Genomic DNA, 17083 nt, shown 5'->3' with positions numbered 1-17083 from the left:
CCAGCCAGGAAGCGGATGCCGCAGGCTTTCTCCCAGAATCCGGCCCCGGACGGTGAAACTGCCGTCACCGGACTGGTCCATTCCGTGGAATCCTGCGGCACCGTGGACGGTCCAGGCATCCGCTTTGTCCTCTTCCTGTCCGGGTGCAGCCTGCGCTGCCGCTACTGCCACAATCCGGACACCTCCTACGTGCGGAGGGGACGCTGCAGAAGCGTGGCCGACGTCCTTGAAGAAATAGCCCGCTACCGGGATTTCCTGCTGGCGGCGGGCGGAGGCGTCACCCTTTCCGGGGGAGATCCCCTTTTCCAGCCGGATTTTGCGAGAACCGTACTGAAAGGATGCAAGAAACTGGGGCTGCACACCTGCCTGGACACCTCCGGCCATCTGGGCGCGAACGCGGATGAAGAACTGCTGGCGAATACGGACCTCGTCCTGCTGGACATCAAGGCGTGGAACCCGGAACGGTACCGGGCCCTGGCAGGCGGGGAATTGCGCCCCACCCTGGAATTCGCGGAACGCCTGGCCGCCCTCCGCAAACCCGTCTGGCTGCGCTACGTCCTGGTTCCGGGCCTCACGGACAACATGGAAGACATCACAGAGCTCTCCCGCCATGCGGCGCGCCTGGGCAACGTGGAGCGCGTGGACGTGCTCCCTTTCCACCAGATGGGGCGCTTCAAGTGGGATGAACTGAAGCTGGACTACACCTTGAAGGACGTTCCGGAACCTTCCGAGGAACTGACGGAACAGGTCCGCGACATCTTCCGCCAGGAAGAAAATTTAAAAAGTTCCGTGCATTGAAGGCAGGAAAAATTCTTTTCAACCATGAGGCGTTTATAAAACATCCATTCCTCCTTTTACCATTCCAAGTAAAATCTCTACCTTATATTCAGCTTTTAAAGCACGTTCACGCCATATTCTGACATCCAAAGCCAGACCCTCCTCCCGTGCTTGTAACAGCAACGCAAGAATACATTCCCGTATGCAGGGAGGAATTTTTCTCCCTGTTCCAAACGAACTATATCGGTCACGTCATATCCAGACAATTCAGCAAGATGAGCCAGCGTTAAACCGGCATCATTTCTCAACTTTTTAAAATTAATGCCTTTAGACATGACTTCCTGTTTAACACAGGCGTTTCTTCATCATAAGAAAAAGGACTAAGCTCTTTTCTTGGTAGAGAAACCCGTTAAATTTCAGAGGTTGTTATTTCCCTCAGAGCATCCAATACCTCCTGCACGGCAATATGGCGGTTGCAGGGAACATCACGGTCGCACTCCTTCAGGAAGCAGGGGGAACAGCACTGGTGGCTGTACAGGGAGCGGTTGAAGGGGCCCATGGGCCGGCAAACGTCCGGGAGGCGGGTGGAAAACAGGGTCACCACCGGAAGACCGCGGAAGGAGCAGAGGGACGGAATGTCACCATCCACAGCCACGGCCGCCACGGCGGCATCCATCACGGGGAACAAGGCTTCCGGAGTTCCCACCGCCAGCTCCACATTCAGGCGTTCCGCCAGAGCGGACGCGCGTTCCCGGTCTTCTTCCAGAGCGGCCAGTACGGGCCTGCCCGGCAGAAGGGAAACCAGCTCCGCCCATTGTTCCTCACTCCATTCACTGGCGCTGCCCAAGCTGGAGAACGGAGCCAGCAGGATGGGGGCGTTTTCCGCCGCAGCCGCCTTTTTCACCGGGAACAGGGACGGATTCCAGGCATCCAGCCCGTGCAGCCCCCCCAGTTGCAGATAAAGCTGAACCCGGTGCATGGGGGGAGCGGCGCGCAGGACGGGAGCCTTCACCCGGAATTTGTATTTCCGTGCGCCGGGATGCGTGTCCAGCCCGGAGAACATCATGGGCCCGTACGGTTCCAGCGCCTTGAGCGTTTCCATGTCCTGGTCCAGCATGACGCCCAGGTCCAGCGGACCGTCATTGTAAAATTCATCCGCGGCCAGCGCCTCCCGGAGCTGATTCAGGGAATCGTGCGGCAGAACATGGGTGACTTCCGGCACCGCCTTCCATACCCCCGCCTGCGCGGACGGGCAGATGACGTTCACCTGCATGTCGCGCCGGACGGCTTTCAGCGCACGGACCAGGGGAACGGTCACCAGGGCTTCATCCAGCGCCTTGGGAACAGCCACCAGAATGCGGTACGGCTGCAGCTCCATGTTTTCCAGAAGGCCGTCCGTTTTTTTATCCTGCGGAGCAAAGCGGTCGATGGACTTCCAGCGGTGGTGCATCCAGAACACGTCCAGAACGGACTTGCGGATCAACGTTTCCAGGCTCCGGTTCACTTCAATGGTGTCCCCCGCCAGGGAACCGTCCGAGTTGGAAAAATCCACCACGTTCCCCATGTCCGCTATCCAGTGTCCGGGAGAATCCGTGCGTACTGCGATGGCTACCATATCCGCTCCCGTCCTCTTCCGCAGCAAAGCGGGCAACGGCGTCGTGCCGGTCACCTTGCCGAAGAAGGGGACATACACCCCCTCCCAGACGAACTGGTCGCTCAGCACACCCAGGGCGCCGCCCTCCTTGACCATCTTCATGGGAGCCTTGATGCCGCCTTCCTTGGAAAACATCCGCGTGCCCCGCTCCGTGCGCCGCTTGTATACGTATTCCTCCATCAGCGGGTTGTCAAACTGGCGGTACATGGACCCGTAACGTTCCACTTCTGGAAAGAACACGCGTATCCTCGCCAGCGCCTCCCAGTTGCCGGAATGGGCTATGGCGCATACCTGCCCGCGCCTTTCCGCCGCAGGAGCGGCAAATTCTTCATGCCCCGCGATGGTGACGCATTTTTTCAACTGCTCATCCGTCAGGGTGGCCGTCTTCGCGGAGCACAGGAAATTGGCTATCGTCCTTTTGAAATTTTCCCTGCTCAATTTTTGCAGTTCCCTGCCGCGCAGGGCCGGATCCAGCACAATGCGCAGGTTTCTTTCCACAATTTTCCGGCGTTGCGGCAGCAAGTACCACGCCACGCCGCCCGCCACGCGCCCCAGGCGGTAAAGCGTTTTCATGCCCACGAGCTTCAGCAGCCCTTCCATGATCAGGAATCCTTTCATTCCCAGCTGATGGGCAAATGCAGGGCGGGAAGGAGAGGATGAAGGGGAGCTCGTCATAAGAAAACCGGAGAACATTTTATACGAATCCCTTCCGGTCCACAAACCCTTTATTCTCCCGCATGCGGCTTCCTTCCCGCGTTCCGGCGGCCTGCCGTCCCGGGAAGCCCCGTTCCATGCTTCCTTCCCACGGCGGAAAAGAACCGCTGCCGGAACGGAAACTGCACCGCCCTCCCGTCCCGTTCCGGATTTCACCATGAACTGTTACTCCTCCAAATGCAGGAAAAAGTTTCCGGAAGGCTGCAACTGCCGCAAGCTGCAGCCCGGGGCCATACAGGGACCCGGACCGCAGCAGATCATGGAAAAGATGTATCCCGTCCGGACAGCGGATACCGTTTACATGACATCCGCACGTCCGAAGGAAGGGCCGGGAAAAACAGAAACTCACCAGTACATGGCGGCCCAGAGCCGCCATTGGAAAAAGAAGAGCCGTCTTTCTGCAACAGTTCCGTGAAACAATAAAAAAGCGGACATTCCCACCGGAAATGTCCGCCCTGCTGCCTGCCGTTTGAAATGTATTTTTTCCGCCTCTCTCACTTCCGGCGGCGCACCAGCAGCGCCATCAGTCCCAGAACGCTCAAGGAGGCGGCCGCTGGTTCGGGAACCATGTTCCACGCCTCCTTGATTTCCTGTCCCGTCAATGCGGTACCATAAGCCTTGAAATCCGCGATGCTGAAGGAATGTTCATCCGTCGTGCCTCCGCCGACGGTCACGGTTCCGTTCTGGCCGCCGTTGAGCCCCGCGAACAACTGGGGGGTATCCACGATGTTTTCCCCGTTCAGGAAAATCTGGAAATCCGTTTTCCGGGTGGTGGTATCCGTACTGAGGGACATGGAGAGGTTGAACCATCCTCCGTCAATGACGTCCTGCCCAATGGTGAAGGTCTGGCCCGCTTCTCCCGTTCTCCTGGAAGTAAACGTGCCGTCCCCGTTGTAAACAAGCTGGAGGCCGCGGAGAGAACCCGTCTCTCCAAAGCTGTAAATAGTGGCGGCAGACCCCAGGGAGGACAAATCCAGCCACATGCCCACCGTCTGCGTAGAAATGTTGCGGTCCCCGCCCGTCACCGTCGCCCAGTCCGTATAGGAAGCCGCTGAATTGACCGGGGAGGAAATGCTCCATCCTTCCAGATTGATGCCGCTTCCCGTCATGAATTGTTCCGAGGGAGTGCCGGAAGAAAATTCCCAGGCGGCGGCAGTTGCGGCGCAGGCGGAACCAATGCCGGCAGCCAGCATGATGGTTAAGAATGTCTTTTTCATTATCTTAAACAGAGTTGATCGTCAGTTGGTTGAAGGGAATATCCAGAACCTTCCCTTCCATGCAAAACCAATACCGGATTTGTAATCCGGTATTGATTCTACAGTCGGGAAAAGCTGTCCTTCGCGAAACTCCGGCATCGTGGGTACGAACCTTAATTGATATTACCCAGCTCCTTTCCCCAGCCAGGCGGTATGCGGCAACGGTTATTGAACGGAAGCTTCCGCTGCGCTACAGAACGGGTTTCAACCACGAAAGGCGGGAGCCTTCCGCTCCCAGGCGACGGAGCCGCAAAATCACCGGGCACCGGCAAGCGAAATTTGCCCAAACCTTTTTTCTTTCAATTTTGTAGGCTTGACTTCGGATTACAAATCCGTCCATGCGTACTATCTTCTCTTCCGCAAGCCGCAGAAGCAGTTCGTCCGGAACTGCAATTTTACTTTTGGTAAAGAAATGACTTTACAATTCTTAACCAAACGGTATATTCCGTCTCCCGAACCGAACACCAAACCGGAGTTACACACCATGAAAGTTCTTTCTTCCTTAGCCTCTATGAAGCGCCGCCACGCAGACTGCCAAATCGTGAAGCGCAAGGGCACGCTGTATGTGATTTGCAAGAGCAATCCCAAGTTTAAAGCCCGCCAGGGCGCCACGGCAGGTACGCGTCTTTCCAAGAAGGGCGTCAAGTAAACCCTGGCCCAACACAGATTTCAAGAAGACCGCCGCCCGCCGGGTGCCGGTCTTTTTTTGCTGACAAAGCCCCTTCCCGCACATCCATGCAGCTTCCCACCGTCCAAACCAGATTTCTGGACCTGCCCGGCTCCTTTTCCCTGCGGAACGGCGCCGTGCTGGACAAGGTGCGCGTGGCCTACGAGCAGTACGGCGCCCTGACGCCGGAGAAGGACAACGTAATCCTGCTGTTCCACGCTCTTTCCGGCAGCCAGCACGCCTACGGTTACAATCCGGAAGTTCCGGGCACCGGGTCCCTCTGGAAGCCGGAAAACCACGAGGGCTGGTGGAACAGCATCATCGGCCCCGGCAAGCCGCTGGATACGGACCGCTTCTGCATCATCTGCGCCAATTACCTGGGGGGCTGCTACGGCACCACCGGACCGGCCAGCCCATCCCCTACGGACGGCCTGCCCTACGGCTCCCGTTTCCCGCATGTGGAGGCGGCGGACCAGGCGCGCCTCCAGGCTCTTCTGCTGGACAGCCTGGGAATAGAACGCATCCATCTGGCAGGACCGTCCGTAGGCGGCCTGATCGCCCTCAGCTTCGCGTGCCAGTTCCCGGAACGGGTCCGGAGCTTCATTTCCATCGGCTCCGGCTACCGGGCTTCCATTGAACACCGTTTGTCCCTGTTTGAACAAATCCTGGCCATCGAGCTTGATCCGGATTTCCGCGGGGGCGACTATTACCAGGGACCGGCCCCCAAAAAGGGGCTGGCGTTCGCGCGCATCATCGGCCACAAGTCGTTCGTATACCAGGAAGGCCTGGAACAGCGCGCCAGAAAGGAAGTGGGGGGCAAGTCCGGACTGCTCACATGGATGACGCCCACCCGCAGCACACAGAGCTACATGCTGCACCAGGGGACCAAGTTTGCGGAACGCTTTGACGCGAACGCCTACATCCGCATTGCGGACATGTGGGCGGAGTTCGACATCCGCGACCACGCTCCGGACGGAACGTTTAAAACCGCTCTGGAAGGCTTCCGCCGCGCAGGAATTCCCTCGCTCGTCTTTTCCATTGATACGGATTGCTGCTTCCGCCCGGCGGAACAGCAGGATTTTGTGGCGCAGCTGGAATCCGCGCGCATTCCCGTGGAGTTCCATACCATCGTTTCCACAAAAGGGCACGATTCCTTCCTGCTGGAGCCGGAGCTTTACGCGGAACCCATCCGGCGCATTCTGGCGGAAGGGCACCCGGAACACACTCCGTAAGCTTTTCCGTTCAAGCCGGGGAAACCTCCCTCCCCATCCGTTCTCCTGATAACCGCATCCCCGGAAACAAGGGCCCCTGCCCTTGTAAAGCGATTCCCACAAACAAGGAGGCGCCACGGGTCCGGGCAAGCCCGGAAGACGGATTGACAGCAAAGCCCTCCGGCTTTAGTCTCCCTGTCAAGGCACCGGACGCTTCCGGCGAATCATGAAAACTGCGAATTCCCCACGGAGCATTTCATGGCAGCCGCACAGGGGCCGGCCACCAGGGAAAGGAAGGATATGAGCTATTATTTTATCGTAACGGTTTCTTTAAGCTCCGATGCAGACACTCCATACGATTCCTACATCCGGGAAGTGAAGCCCATTGTTGAAAAACACGGCGGCGAATACCTGGTCAGGACCAATGAGGTCATTCCGCTGAGCTCCGGGTGGAAGCCGGACCGCGTGATCGTCATCCGTTTTCCCTCCAGGGAAAGCCTGGAACGCTGCTTTTCTTCGGAAGAATACCGGCAGATCAAGTCACTGCGTGAAGATTCCGTTGACAGCCACGCCATCATCGTGAAAGGAACGGATGGTGATGAAGCTCGGTGAAGGGCTGCATCAGATCAGGATTGATTTCCTGGCAAGCACAGGAGAACGGGGATAAGGGGGGGCTTTGCCGCGCATGCCGGAATGGACCGGCACCCCTGCAAATCGGATTTCCGCGACGGCCCAACTAAAAAAATAACCAAATTCAGGTGAACTCGATCCAGGGTTCCGCTGTCACACTCCTATGACTGATACTCATTACACCTCCGAGACGGAGAACGTCGGGCAATTCCGCTGTGAAACCACCTACATTCCCTCCAACATCACTTTTGCCACGGACCTGCCCGCCTCTTTTGAAGGCCGCGCGGAGTTTCCCTCCCCCGGCGTGATGCTCGGTTCCACGCTCGCCTCCTGCATGATGAGCCTGGTTTCCGTGGTCGCGGCCAGAAAGGGCGTGGACCTGAAAGGCATGCGCGTTCTGGCGCGCGCGGTGGAATCCTCCAAGGGGATTGAAAAGATTGAGCTGAAGGCCGTAATGCCCCTGGAAAGCAGCCATCCCCTCCGTTCCATGCTGGAAAAAACGGCCATGAGCTGCCCGGTCCGCCAGGCGCTGAGGCCGGACATGGAAACGCCCGTTGAATGGGAATGGAAGTAAGCCGCCCATGAGAGGGCGGAAATCACTCTTCACGTTATCCTATAAAGAAATCCCGCCCATTCACGAAGAAGGCCGCTGCGGATTATTCCGCAGCGGCCTTCTGATTAACTGACGTTTTCTTCCTTTAGAAGTTGTAGCGGTAGCCGATGCTTCCGTTGATGGAGCTGGAACCGCTGCGGATGTCCGCATTGCCGTCCACGAAGATGACGCCCTGGGTGCCTACGGGGACGCTCAACCCCACACCGGCCTGGAAGGCCGTGCTTCCCACCTTGGCGCCGTACACCGGACGCGTGTAGGAGGGGTCCGCCAGGAAGCCCACATTGGCCTGCCCGCGGCGGTCGCCCATGTCCTGGGAGACGTTCACCCGGATTTCACCCAGCGCTTCACGCCCGAAGACGTTGGAGCCCATGAGGCCGGAGAGTCTGGCGCCCACGGCGACTGCGGCCGTGGTCAGTTCCTGGTCCTCCACCCTCAGCCCGGCATTTCCGGCGGAGCCGCTTTCACTGTAGCCGTCCATGCGCGTCGTCACGATGGAGGCGTTGAACAGGGGCTGGAGAATCACGCTCTTGTCTTCATTGAGGGCGATGTCGTACGCCAGCTCGTACATGGCGCCGAAGCCGGACCCGGTGGTACTGCCGTGGGCCTGGTAGGAGCCCGAGCCGTAATCCACCGTGCGCGTGAGTTTGGCATCATTCCAGCCGCCCGTCAGGATAAGCAGGTGGGACCATTTACGGGACTGGTACCGGGCGAACAGGTTGACGTAGTAGCTGTCCAGGTCACCGTCCGCGGTATCCGCCGCATTCGCCGTGAGGCTTCCGTAGTTGGCCGTGAAGGCCGCGCCAGCGGTGAAGTTGTCGTTGATGTCCACGTCCATGCCTACCGTTCCGCCCCAGGTGGTGAGCTCATAGCCGCTTTCATCCCCCTTGGTGTCCAGCTTGGCATAAGACCCGGTGCCCTGCATCCACATGTGGAAGTACGGCATGTCCTCATGGACGTACGCGGGGTTCACGCCCATCTGCGCCACGCGGTTGCGGATCCAGCCCATCTGGTCGCGCAGGGAGTCACGCTGGGCGATGCCCAGGCTGGTGACCGTGCTGCCCGCGGCGGCGGCCAGCTTGCGGGCCGCGCCGGAGTAGTCGCCCGCGTTCTGGGAGAGCAGAACGGAGGTGTAGAAGTCGCGCAGGGTGGTGCCTTCCTCCATATGGTAGCGGGAGTTCCACAGCAGGTCCGCCCCGGTGGCCGCGTTCCGCGTCAGGGAGGAGTCACGGAAGATGTTTTCCGTGCGCGCCGTGCCGGTGAGGATGATGGCCGTCATGCTGTCATTCGTGGTCAGAGACAGGTTTTCATACAGGGAGCTGAGGATCATGTCCTGGAGGGTGACGTTGTCGCCCAGGGATACCAGCGCGCCGTCCGTCGTCTTGAACAGTTCCATGTTCAGCGTTTCCGTGCTCCCCGTCACCAGGGTGTCCAGGTTGGTCATGACCAGCGTCACTTCTCCCGTTCCGTCGCCCAGCGTAATGTTTCCGCTGGAGGTGACGAAGGGGTTCCCCAGGCCATCCACCGTGGTGGAGGACGTGGTGATGGTAACCGTGCTGTTCCCCGTCACGCTCAAGCCGTCCGTGCCAAGAGTCAACTGGGTCTTGGGAGCGTCCGCACTGCCGATGTTGAGCGTGCCTCCGTTCACTGTAATGCCCTTGTAGGCAGCCTGGGCGGGATTACCGCCTTCCGCAGCCGCGCCGGCCAGGGTCAGCGCGCCGCCGTCGCTCACGTTCAGGTTGTAGCCGGCATTGCCCGCACCCTTGATGGTCTGCACGCTGCCGTTGCCGGATTTGACGTTGAGCGTTCCGGATGCGCCGTCCAGCGTACCGGTGAAGGTATGGGAGGCGGAGGAGTCCACCGTCATTTCCGCGCCGCTCAGCTTCAGGGCGCCCCCGCCCGTCAGGCCGGAGACCGTATTCACGGAGCCGGCCGCGGTGGAAAGCGCGGAACCTTCCCGGATGTCCAGCAGAACGCCGTCCAGGGAGGAGCCGTTGCCCAGCGTCAGGGAGGAGTCCGTTCCCATTCCTCCGAGGGTCAGCGTGCCGTCACCGGAGATGGTCACATCAGTCACATGGCTGCCGGCCTGCTGGCCGGTGAGGACCAGCTGGGCGCCGCGGCCCAGGTCCAGGGTTCCTCCACCCGTGCCGGAGGCCAGGTTTTCCACCGTCGTCACGCGGGAGGCGCCGTCATTCCTGCCGCCCAGCGTGATGTCTCCCCCGGCGAGCTCCAGCGTAGTGAGGCTGTTGCCCGTACCGTTCAGGACAATGTTCCCTTCCGTGGAGCTCAGCATGGAGTCATTTCCGGTGAAGCTGCCTTCCACGGTGAGGGTTTCCGCTCCTTTCTTGATAAAGTCCACATGGTCCCCGCTGATGGTGCCGCCGTAGCTGTTGCCTCCGGCGTCCACGTTCTGGATCAGGTCCACCACGGCATGGTTGGCGGCAGCGTCCGCCGCCGTATTCGTCACCACCAGAGCGCCATTGCTGCCGATCAGGTTGCTGACTTTCAGGCCGTCTCCGTTCCGGGAGGCTTCAGGAGCACCGTTCAGGCTTACATTGAGCGTGGTTCCGTTGATGCCCACGGCCTTGTAGGGATCCAGGGCGGCGTAGTCGCTGATGTTGGGGTTGTCCGAGTTGGGCGTGGTGTCCACGAGGTAGACGAGGTCCGTATTGCCGCTGACCATCAGCGTTCCGTCCGCGCCCAGGACTTCCGTCACGGCATAACCGAGGGAGGCCAGAAGCGGGGAGAAGGCTATCTGCTTGTAGTTGTCCACGGTCAGCGTTCCCGTCGTCAGCACCAGCCCTACGCCGTCGGCGGAATCCCGGTTGGCGGAGAGCAGGTCCAGGACGCCCTGGTTGCTGAGGTTGATGGTCGTGTTGGCGGCGGAGAGCGTCAGGCTGTCCGCATCAATGACGCCCTGCCCGGTTGTTCCGCCCGCGGTAAGGCTGCCGGAATCCAGTTTCAGCGTCACCGTCTTTCCCGTCATGTCCAGGCCGCCGGAGATGCCGGTGAGCCGGGAGTAGTCTTCCATGACGATGGAGCCGACCATGGAGCCGGACAGACCGCCCAGATTGATGGTGTTCAGGGCGCCCTGCGTTCCGGCGGAAGCGGCCACTTCCACGTTTCCGGTGGTTTTAGCTCCCGCGTTTGCCAGGCTTCCCTTCGTGATCAGGATGGCGTTGGCCGCATTCTGGGAGGCCAGGTCAAGAATCCCGTTGTTGACGGTGACCCGCCCGGACCCCAGGGAGTCGGCCCCCGCGAGGGTGACGGTGCCCGTTCCGGAGAGCGTAGTGGAACCGGTGAACCCGGTGTTGCCGGCCGCCAGCGTTATATTCCCCGTGGTGTCGACGACCAGGGAACCGGCTCCGGAGAGGGCCCCGGCCCAGGCGCTCCCGTCACCCAGCCGCGCCGTAGCGCCGCCCGCAATGGAGAGGGTGCCCAGGAAGGTGTTCGCTCCGGTGAGCTCCAGCGTTCCGGCGTTTACGGATACCGTGCTGCCGGCCGTGCCGCTGATGACGCCGCCGTAGGAGAAGTCGCGGGCAAAGGCCAGCGTGGAGTTGTTCTGGATGTCAATGCTGTCCCCCAGCTTGGTCACATTGGCGGAGTTCACCGTAACTGTGCCGCGGTGCACCTTGAGCTGTCCGTCCAGATTGACGCCGCCCGTGAGGGTGATGTTGCCCCCGCCCTGGGTGGAGAACGCCGTTCCGCTCAGATCGCCGCTGAGGGTGAAGTCCTTGGTGGCGAATATCTGGTTGCCCGTAAAGATGATGTCATTGGCAAAGGCGCCCCCGGCCGTGCCGTTCCATTCCGCACGGACATTGGAGTCCGCCAGGTTCACGGTGCCGTCTGCTCCCATGGTCACGTTGTTCAATTGGAAGTAACCGGATGTCACGGACAGGGTTCCCTGGAATGCCGTGCTCATGTTCAGGACATTGGCTCCGTAGCTGGTTCCCAGGCCCACGGAAATGGTGCCGGTGCCGGAGGCATCCAGGTTCAGCGCCGTGTTGTCATTGGCGCCGCTGACCGTCAGCATGGAGCCGGCGGCCAGTTCCACGGTTTTTCCGTTGGCCAGGGCCTTGGCGGCGGTAGCCGTCACATTTTCACCCAGGATCAGGGAGCCGTCCGTCCACGTCATGTTGTCTGCGGTGAACGCCGTGGCAAAGGCGCCGGACGCCAGATTGAGGCTCCCGCCCTGAAGGTTGATCATGCCCATGCCCGGCTGGACGTCAGCCGTAGCCAGCGTGAGCGTGCCACCCGTAATGGTGACAGCCCCGGAACCGAGGGAGTTGGCCACCTGGGCCACCAGCTCGCCCTGCTGGAGGGAGATGGCTCCCGCCCAGCCCGTATTGTCCAGGTTCAGGGTAAGCTTGCCTTCGCCGCGCTTGGTCAGCGTGCCCTGCGCAATTTTTCCGGTGCCGTCTGAGGCGAATACATAGTCGCTGCCCGCGGCGTTGTTCACCGTGATGGAGGCCGGATTCACCGCGCCGGACAGGGTGACGGTTCCCGCTCCGGAGCTGTTGAAGACCAGGTTCTGGCCGGCGGCCGTATCCGCAGAGCCGTCAATGCCCCACTGGGCTCCCGTGTTCGTGTCGCTCCAGGTCATGCCTTCCGTTCCCTGCCAGATCCAAACGTCCCCGGCGGAAGTCACCACCAACTTGAGGGTGGCGCCCGTCTGTTCGAGCGTGTAAATCAGCGTTTCGTCTCCGGTATAGCCGGCCCAGTTGAAGATGGCGCTGGCGGCATCAAGTCCGCTGGCAGCAGAAATCAGGGTGTATTCCCCGGCTTCCGTAATGCCTTCAAGGCCATTCAGGGTGAGGTTGAACGTACCGGCCCCGAAGGCCCCACCCACGCCGATGGAAGAGCTTATATCCAGGGTCAGCGTGGAACTGGCCGCCAGATTCAGGGCCCCGGCGGTCGTCATCCGCGTATTGGCCGCCATGGTGATGTTCCCCAGGGACGTGGCCCCTGCGGCAGTAAGGGCAACGGTTCCACCCTGGATGTTCGTCAGCCCCGTGTAGCTGACCGTTCCGCCCAGCGTCAGGGTTTCATCGCTGACCTTGGTCAGGGAGAGGACTCCGGTGGTGTCATAGGAGATGGTGGTGGCTCCGTAGGCGATGGCAACGCCGTGGTCCGTGATGGTGCCGTTATACGTGCCGGAACCCACCGTCAGCGTACGCGCTCCCCCCACGGCGCCCACCTGGGAGTTGGCCGTGCCGTCCAGGGAGGCGATTTCAATATCCCCCAGCACGCGCATGAAGGCGAATCCCGTGGTATCCGTGCCGGACGTGAGGGTGACCCCGCCCTGCGCCATGGAGGTGCGCATGTCAAGCCCCGTGCTGTACCCGTTGGCGGCGTTCATGGTGATCATGCCGGTAAATCCGGAGGCGTCACCGCCGATGATGAGCTTGCCGTTGGAGTTGTACCTGCCATCGCCCCCTCCGCGGCTGTAGGTCAGGGAGCCTGCGCCTGTAAGCGTTCCGGTGAAGCCCATTTCCTTGGCCCAGTTGTCCCGGCCCACCAGGGTGGCCGCCCCGTTGACGGTAACGGTTCCCGTAAAGTTATGCTGGTAATTGGTGGCGTTTGCCTGGGAGGCGTCCACCCATTTCAGGGAGACCGCGTCAGATGCGGCCGTGCCCAGAATCAGATCGGAACCGATGGTGTGGTGGGCGCTGTTGCCCGCAATGATCAGGGACGTGCCGTTCTGCAGGGTGACGGAGGAACCGGCGCTGCCCCAATTGATGGCAGTGGAGCCGCCCCCTATCTGGACGTTGCCTTCCTGCACGATCAGGTGGCCGGAGTTGGCCCCCGTCAATTTCAGCAGCCCCGTACCGGTTTTCCGGACGGAGCCGGCTCCCGTGATGTTATTGCCGAAGGTAAGGTCTGAAGGCGTTACCAGATTAATGAATGAGTTGGTATCCGCGGCAAGGGAGAACGCCGGGTTGGTCACGGTTCCCAAATTCACCGTGACCGTCGCGCCGTTGGCCGCTCCCAGGGAGGAACCCGCGCCCCAGGTGATGCCCGTGGCCGGCAGGTCCGTATCATACCCGAACGCCAGAACGCCCTGGTTCACGGCTACGGTGGTTCCCGTACCGAGGATGGAAGCGGAGCCCAGCACCAGGGTTCCCGTGCCTTCCTTGGTAACGGCGGTATTGGCAATTACTCCGGTTCCCGCCAGCTCATAGCGGGTGGTGGTGTTGCGGACCAGCATGGAGCCGGGGGAAACCTCGGAATCAAGCTGCACCGCGGAGGTGGCGACTCCGGCCTGGTCTGCAAAGGAAACCGCCAGGCCGTCCGCATACGTGGCGGGCGTGCCGCCGTCCGTCCAGATGTTTTCCGCGCTCCAGACCCCGTTTTCACCGCCCGCCCACAGCAGGAGGGTTTCCGCCGTGTAAACCAGGTCCCTGCCATTGTTGGAAAGGGTGATGGTTCCCGCCACGCCGTCCGCAAAGACGGCCTTGATGGAAGAGATGTTGGTCAGTCCGGTGGTGGAGAGCACGGACATGCCGTCCGTCAAGGCGCCAAACCCGGTAAGGTCCAGATTCAATTCCCCTTCCGCGGAAAGGGCGAACGTGCCATTCACGTTGATTCCCGTTCCGGCGTCTCCCGCCAGGGCCAGCGTGCTGGAGCCGTCCACCTTCAGGTTCCCCGTAAAGAAGGAGTTCTGGAACATGGTCACAATGTCGAAGCCGGTAATGACCGTATTGGAGAAGGAGATGGCCTGGTCCGCCGTATTGCCGTAACCGCCCAGAAGCAGGGAGGAGGTGCCCCCTACCGTGCCTTCCGACACATTCAGCGTGCTGCCCGCTCGGAACACGGCTTTTTTAACGGTGAGGGTGGCGTTCCCGTTCACGGCGGACCTTGCTCCGCCGCCGCCCGCATAAAGGGCTCCCGTATAGGCGCCGCCATCCAGCGTCAGGTTGGAATTGCCTCTGACCGTGGAAGTTCCGGCAGTGCCGTAGCCGCCGCCGTAAATGGCCCCGGTAAAGACGGCGTCACTGGCGGCAGTGATGCTGACGTTGGAGTCCCCGTTGATCGTATATGTTCCGGAGCTGCCCGAGTAGGAACCGCCCACGATGCTCTTGACGAAGGTGCCGGAGGCAGTCCCCAGGTCAATCGTCACATTGGTGCTTCCGGTGATGGCGGCGCTGGAAGTGGAGTTGGCTTCATAGGCGCTGCCGCCGATGATGAAGCCCCTGGCTACGGAATTGAGCGAGACGGTTTCATCCGTCACGCTCTGCATGCTGCGCACCACGACAAAGGTGCTGCCGTCAATGTTGTTGGTGGAGTTGTGGGCCGCGGTGCCACCGCCTATCACGCTCCCCTTGACCACGGCATTTCCGTCCACGGACACGTAAACGTTCCCCGTAATGCCGGCAGCTTGGCCGTCCTTGTAGTTGCCGCCCACCACCCAGTTGACGGAGGTATCCCCCTGAATCTGGGTATGGACGTCACCCGTGATGTTCCACTTGCCGGTGCCGCTCCAGTTGTTGGCATAACTGCCGCCGATGATCAGGCCGTAATTGCCCCCCAGCACATCCGTCCAGATGCCGGTAGTGATCTCCGTGGCCGTTGCATTGGTTGCAGTGTTGTAATAGCCGCCTGCCAGGGTCACTCCCGTCAGGTCACCCGTTCCGGTCACGACGTTCACGGAGCCGAAGCCCTCCTGCATGGACGCGGCGCGAATGTTGTACAGGGCCAGCGTCTGCTGGTCCGCCAGTGTTCCGGCGCCGGAGGTGGGGGCGTTTTCCAGCCCCCAGGCGGAATCCCATGCGGTATCATACGCGCCGGATCCCGTGAAGGTAATAACCGTTTTCCCGTCAACGGTGGTGATGGTGTACAGGGACTCGTCAATATCCGCCAGCGTGAACCCCGTCCCCAGGTCAACGCCCAGGTTGTAGGAGGTATTCACCAGGGCTTCGGAACCGAACAGGTCCTGGAATTCCTGGAAACCGGAAAAATCAATCAGGCCAGAAGTCAGCGTCACGTTCTGAAGCACGCTGCCCACATTGTCCATGGAGGTGTAGTACAGGCGTCCGCCGTCCACCGTTACATTGCCCGTAATGGTTCCGGAACCGTTGGCGAGGATGCCCATCGTTTCCCCCACTGTGAAGGCGTCCTGGAAATTCATGGTGCCCGCGGAGGCGGAGATGGTTCCATTCCCCGTCAGTCCCGTCACATTCATGGTTCCATTGCCTGCATCCAGCCTGCCTCCCGCAAGCGCGGCGCTGATGGAGCCCGCCTTGGAGAGTACGGCGCCGGAATTGACGGTGTAGGTGCCTGTAAGCGCTACGTTCTCGGACAGATGCACCCAGCCTGACTGGGCTACAAAGTTGCCTGCCCCGGTGATGGAGTTGTCAATGACGTCCGCCGCTTCTCCCGCCGTACCGTAATAAGTGAGGTACTGGCTGCCGGAGGAAGTAGTTACGGCGGCGGTGCCGAGGGAACCGGAAGCGTTGATGCCCAGGGAAGTGGAGTTGCGGGTGATGGCGATGGTCCCGCCGATCTGGTTTTCCGTGCCGGTCAGGGTGTAATAAGTGTACTCGCTATCGGTCCCGCTGATGGAAAAGCCGGAGGCGGCCGTAAGCACGCCCGTGAATTTGATGTTCTTGCCGTACTGGGTAGTGAGGTTCACTCCGGTGCCGAACGTGGCTGCCCCGGAGAAGGTAAAGCCGTCCCCATTGATGGAAGTGGCGTCATAGTTATAATATCCGGAAACGGCGGGGCCGTCCTGCACGGTGAGCGTTGTGCCGTCCCCCATGACCAGCTTCTGGGACCAGTTGACATTGCCGGAAAACAGGGAAAGCGTTCCGCTGCTGATTTTAAGAGTGGCATCCGCGGAGGCGGCGGGGGTCAGCGCCGCGCTCTTGTCGGAATTGCCCAGGGTGAACGTGCCGCCCCCCGTGTAATCAACTGTCACGGTGCCGCCGAAGCTGCCGCCGTAGGAAGAAGAGTCCCCCGTGATGGTCAGTGTGGTTCCCTCCCCGGTAATCAGGGCCGCGGTGTTGTTGTGCACCAGTTTGCTGATGGAGGTATTCACGCCCGCTTTCAGGACGGAGGCCCCGGTCGCATAACCATAGCCGCCCAGCTTGATGGTGGCGTTCTGGGCCGCCAGCGCGTGATTGAGGTTCAGGATGTTGTTCTGCGTTCCCCCTGTCGTGTTGGAATAGAGGGAAATAATGCCGTTGAAGGTGCCCGCCCCGTTCAGGGTGAGGGTGGAGAGGGCCGTTCCTCCGTTGGCGACGCGATTCACTGTCAGCACGGCTTCCGGGGCGTCTCCGTTCAGGTTCGTGATCGTAGCGTTGCCCGCCCCGGCAAAATTCAAGGTGGTGGAAGCCGTAACGGTGCCCACGTCATAAGTGGAGCTGCCTCCCGCCGCTACGTTAACCTGTGTCCCGTTAAAAGCGACATCCGCAGCATAAGCCTGTGATACTGTTATTAAAAGACCAGAAACTCCTGCAAAGGTGGCAGTTCCAAGCGTTACCCCGGAGAAGGAGGTTATCAGGGCGGCCAGCAGATTCAAGGGAAGGTGCAATTTCATGTAACGTTTGACAATTAATGGGTTAT

At 60.6% G+C, this 17083-nt stretch carries 9 protein-coding genes; 5 read left to right on the top strand and 4 right to left on the bottom strand.

What is annotated here, in order from left to right; translation table 11 throughout:
- The first annotated feature begins 15 nt into the window (after positions 1-15).
- On the top strand, positions 16-798 hold the full coding sequence (gene pflA / locus M8N44_RS01750) for a pyruvate formate-lyase-activating protein (RefSeq protein ID WP_102729195.1): 783 nt from the start codon (positions 16-18) through the stop codon (positions 796-798).
- Between the two features lie 95 nt (positions 799-893).
- Here pflA and M8N44_RS01745 read toward each other — a convergent pair whose 3' ends face one another.
- From M8N44_RS01745 to M8N44_RS01735, 3 genes are all read right to left on the bottom strand, one after another.
- The gene (locus M8N44_RS01745) at positions 894-1112 is read right to left on the bottom strand and encodes a helix-turn-helix domain-containing protein (protein ID WP_102729196.1); all 219 of its coding nucleotides are present in this window, start codon (positions 1110-1112) and stop codon (positions 894-896) included.
- 74 nt (positions 1113-1186) lie between these two features.
- Entirely contained in the window at positions 1187-3049 is a 1863-nt protein-coding gene (locus M8N44_RS01740) for an LpxL/LpxP family acyltransferase (protein WP_180975286.1), read from the bottom strand.
- A gap of 590 nt (positions 3050-3639) precedes the next feature.
- Entirely contained in the window at positions 3640-4362 is a 723-nt protein-coding gene (locus M8N44_RS01735; RefSeq protein WP_102729199.1) for a LamG-like jellyroll fold domain-containing protein, read from the bottom strand.
- A 523-nt stretch (positions 4363-4885) separates the two neighbouring features.
- On the opposite strand from M8N44_RS01735, the gene ykgO reads away from it, so the two are divergent.
- From ykgO to M8N44_RS01715, 4 genes are all read left to right on the top strand, one after another.
- On the top strand, positions 4886-5050 hold the full coding sequence (gene ykgO / locus M8N44_RS01730) for a type B 50S ribosomal protein L36 (protein ID WP_065529996.1): 165 nt from the start codon (positions 4886-4888) through the stop codon (positions 5048-5050).
- An 86-nt stretch (positions 5051-5136) separates the two neighbouring features.
- Positions 5137-6300 carry a homoserine O-acetyltransferase family protein gene (locus M8N44_RS01725; RefSeq protein WP_102729200.1) on the top strand — a complete coding sequence of 388 codons (1164 nt, stop codon included), beginning with the start codon at positions 5137-5139 and terminating at the stop codon, positions 6298-6300.
- A 279-nt stretch (positions 6301-6579) separates the two neighbouring features.
- The gene (locus M8N44_RS01720; protein ID WP_102722751.1) at positions 6580-6891 is read left to right on the top strand and encodes a DUF1330 domain-containing protein; all 312 of its coding nucleotides are present in this window, start codon (positions 6580-6582) and stop codon (positions 6889-6891) included.
- Between the two features lie 181 nt (positions 6892-7072).
- Positions 7073-7483 carry an OsmC family protein gene (locus M8N44_RS01715; RefSeq protein WP_022397240.1) on the top strand — a complete coding sequence of 137 codons (411 nt, stop codon included), beginning with the start codon at positions 7073-7075 and terminating at the stop codon, positions 7481-7483.
- Positions 7484-7607: 124 nt separating this feature from the next.
- Here M8N44_RS01715 and M8N44_RS01710 read toward each other — a convergent pair whose 3' ends face one another.
- Positions 7608-17057, bottom strand: coding sequence for an autotransporter outer membrane beta-barrel domain-containing protein (locus tag M8N44_RS01710; RefSeq protein ID WP_146021220.1), 9450 nt, complete (start codon positions 17055-17057; stop codon positions 7608-7610).
- Positions 17058-17083 lie beyond the last annotated feature (26 nt).

Origin of the sequence: Akkermansia massiliensis, assembly GCF_023516715.1 — a bacterium.
Lineage (GTDB): Bacteria > Verrucomicrobiota > Verrucomicrobiia > Verrucomicrobiales > Akkermansiaceae > Akkermansia > Akkermansia massiliensis.
The sequence above is the reverse complement of the archived record's forward strand: the minus strand, read 5'-3'. Positions and strand labels throughout refer to the sequence as shown.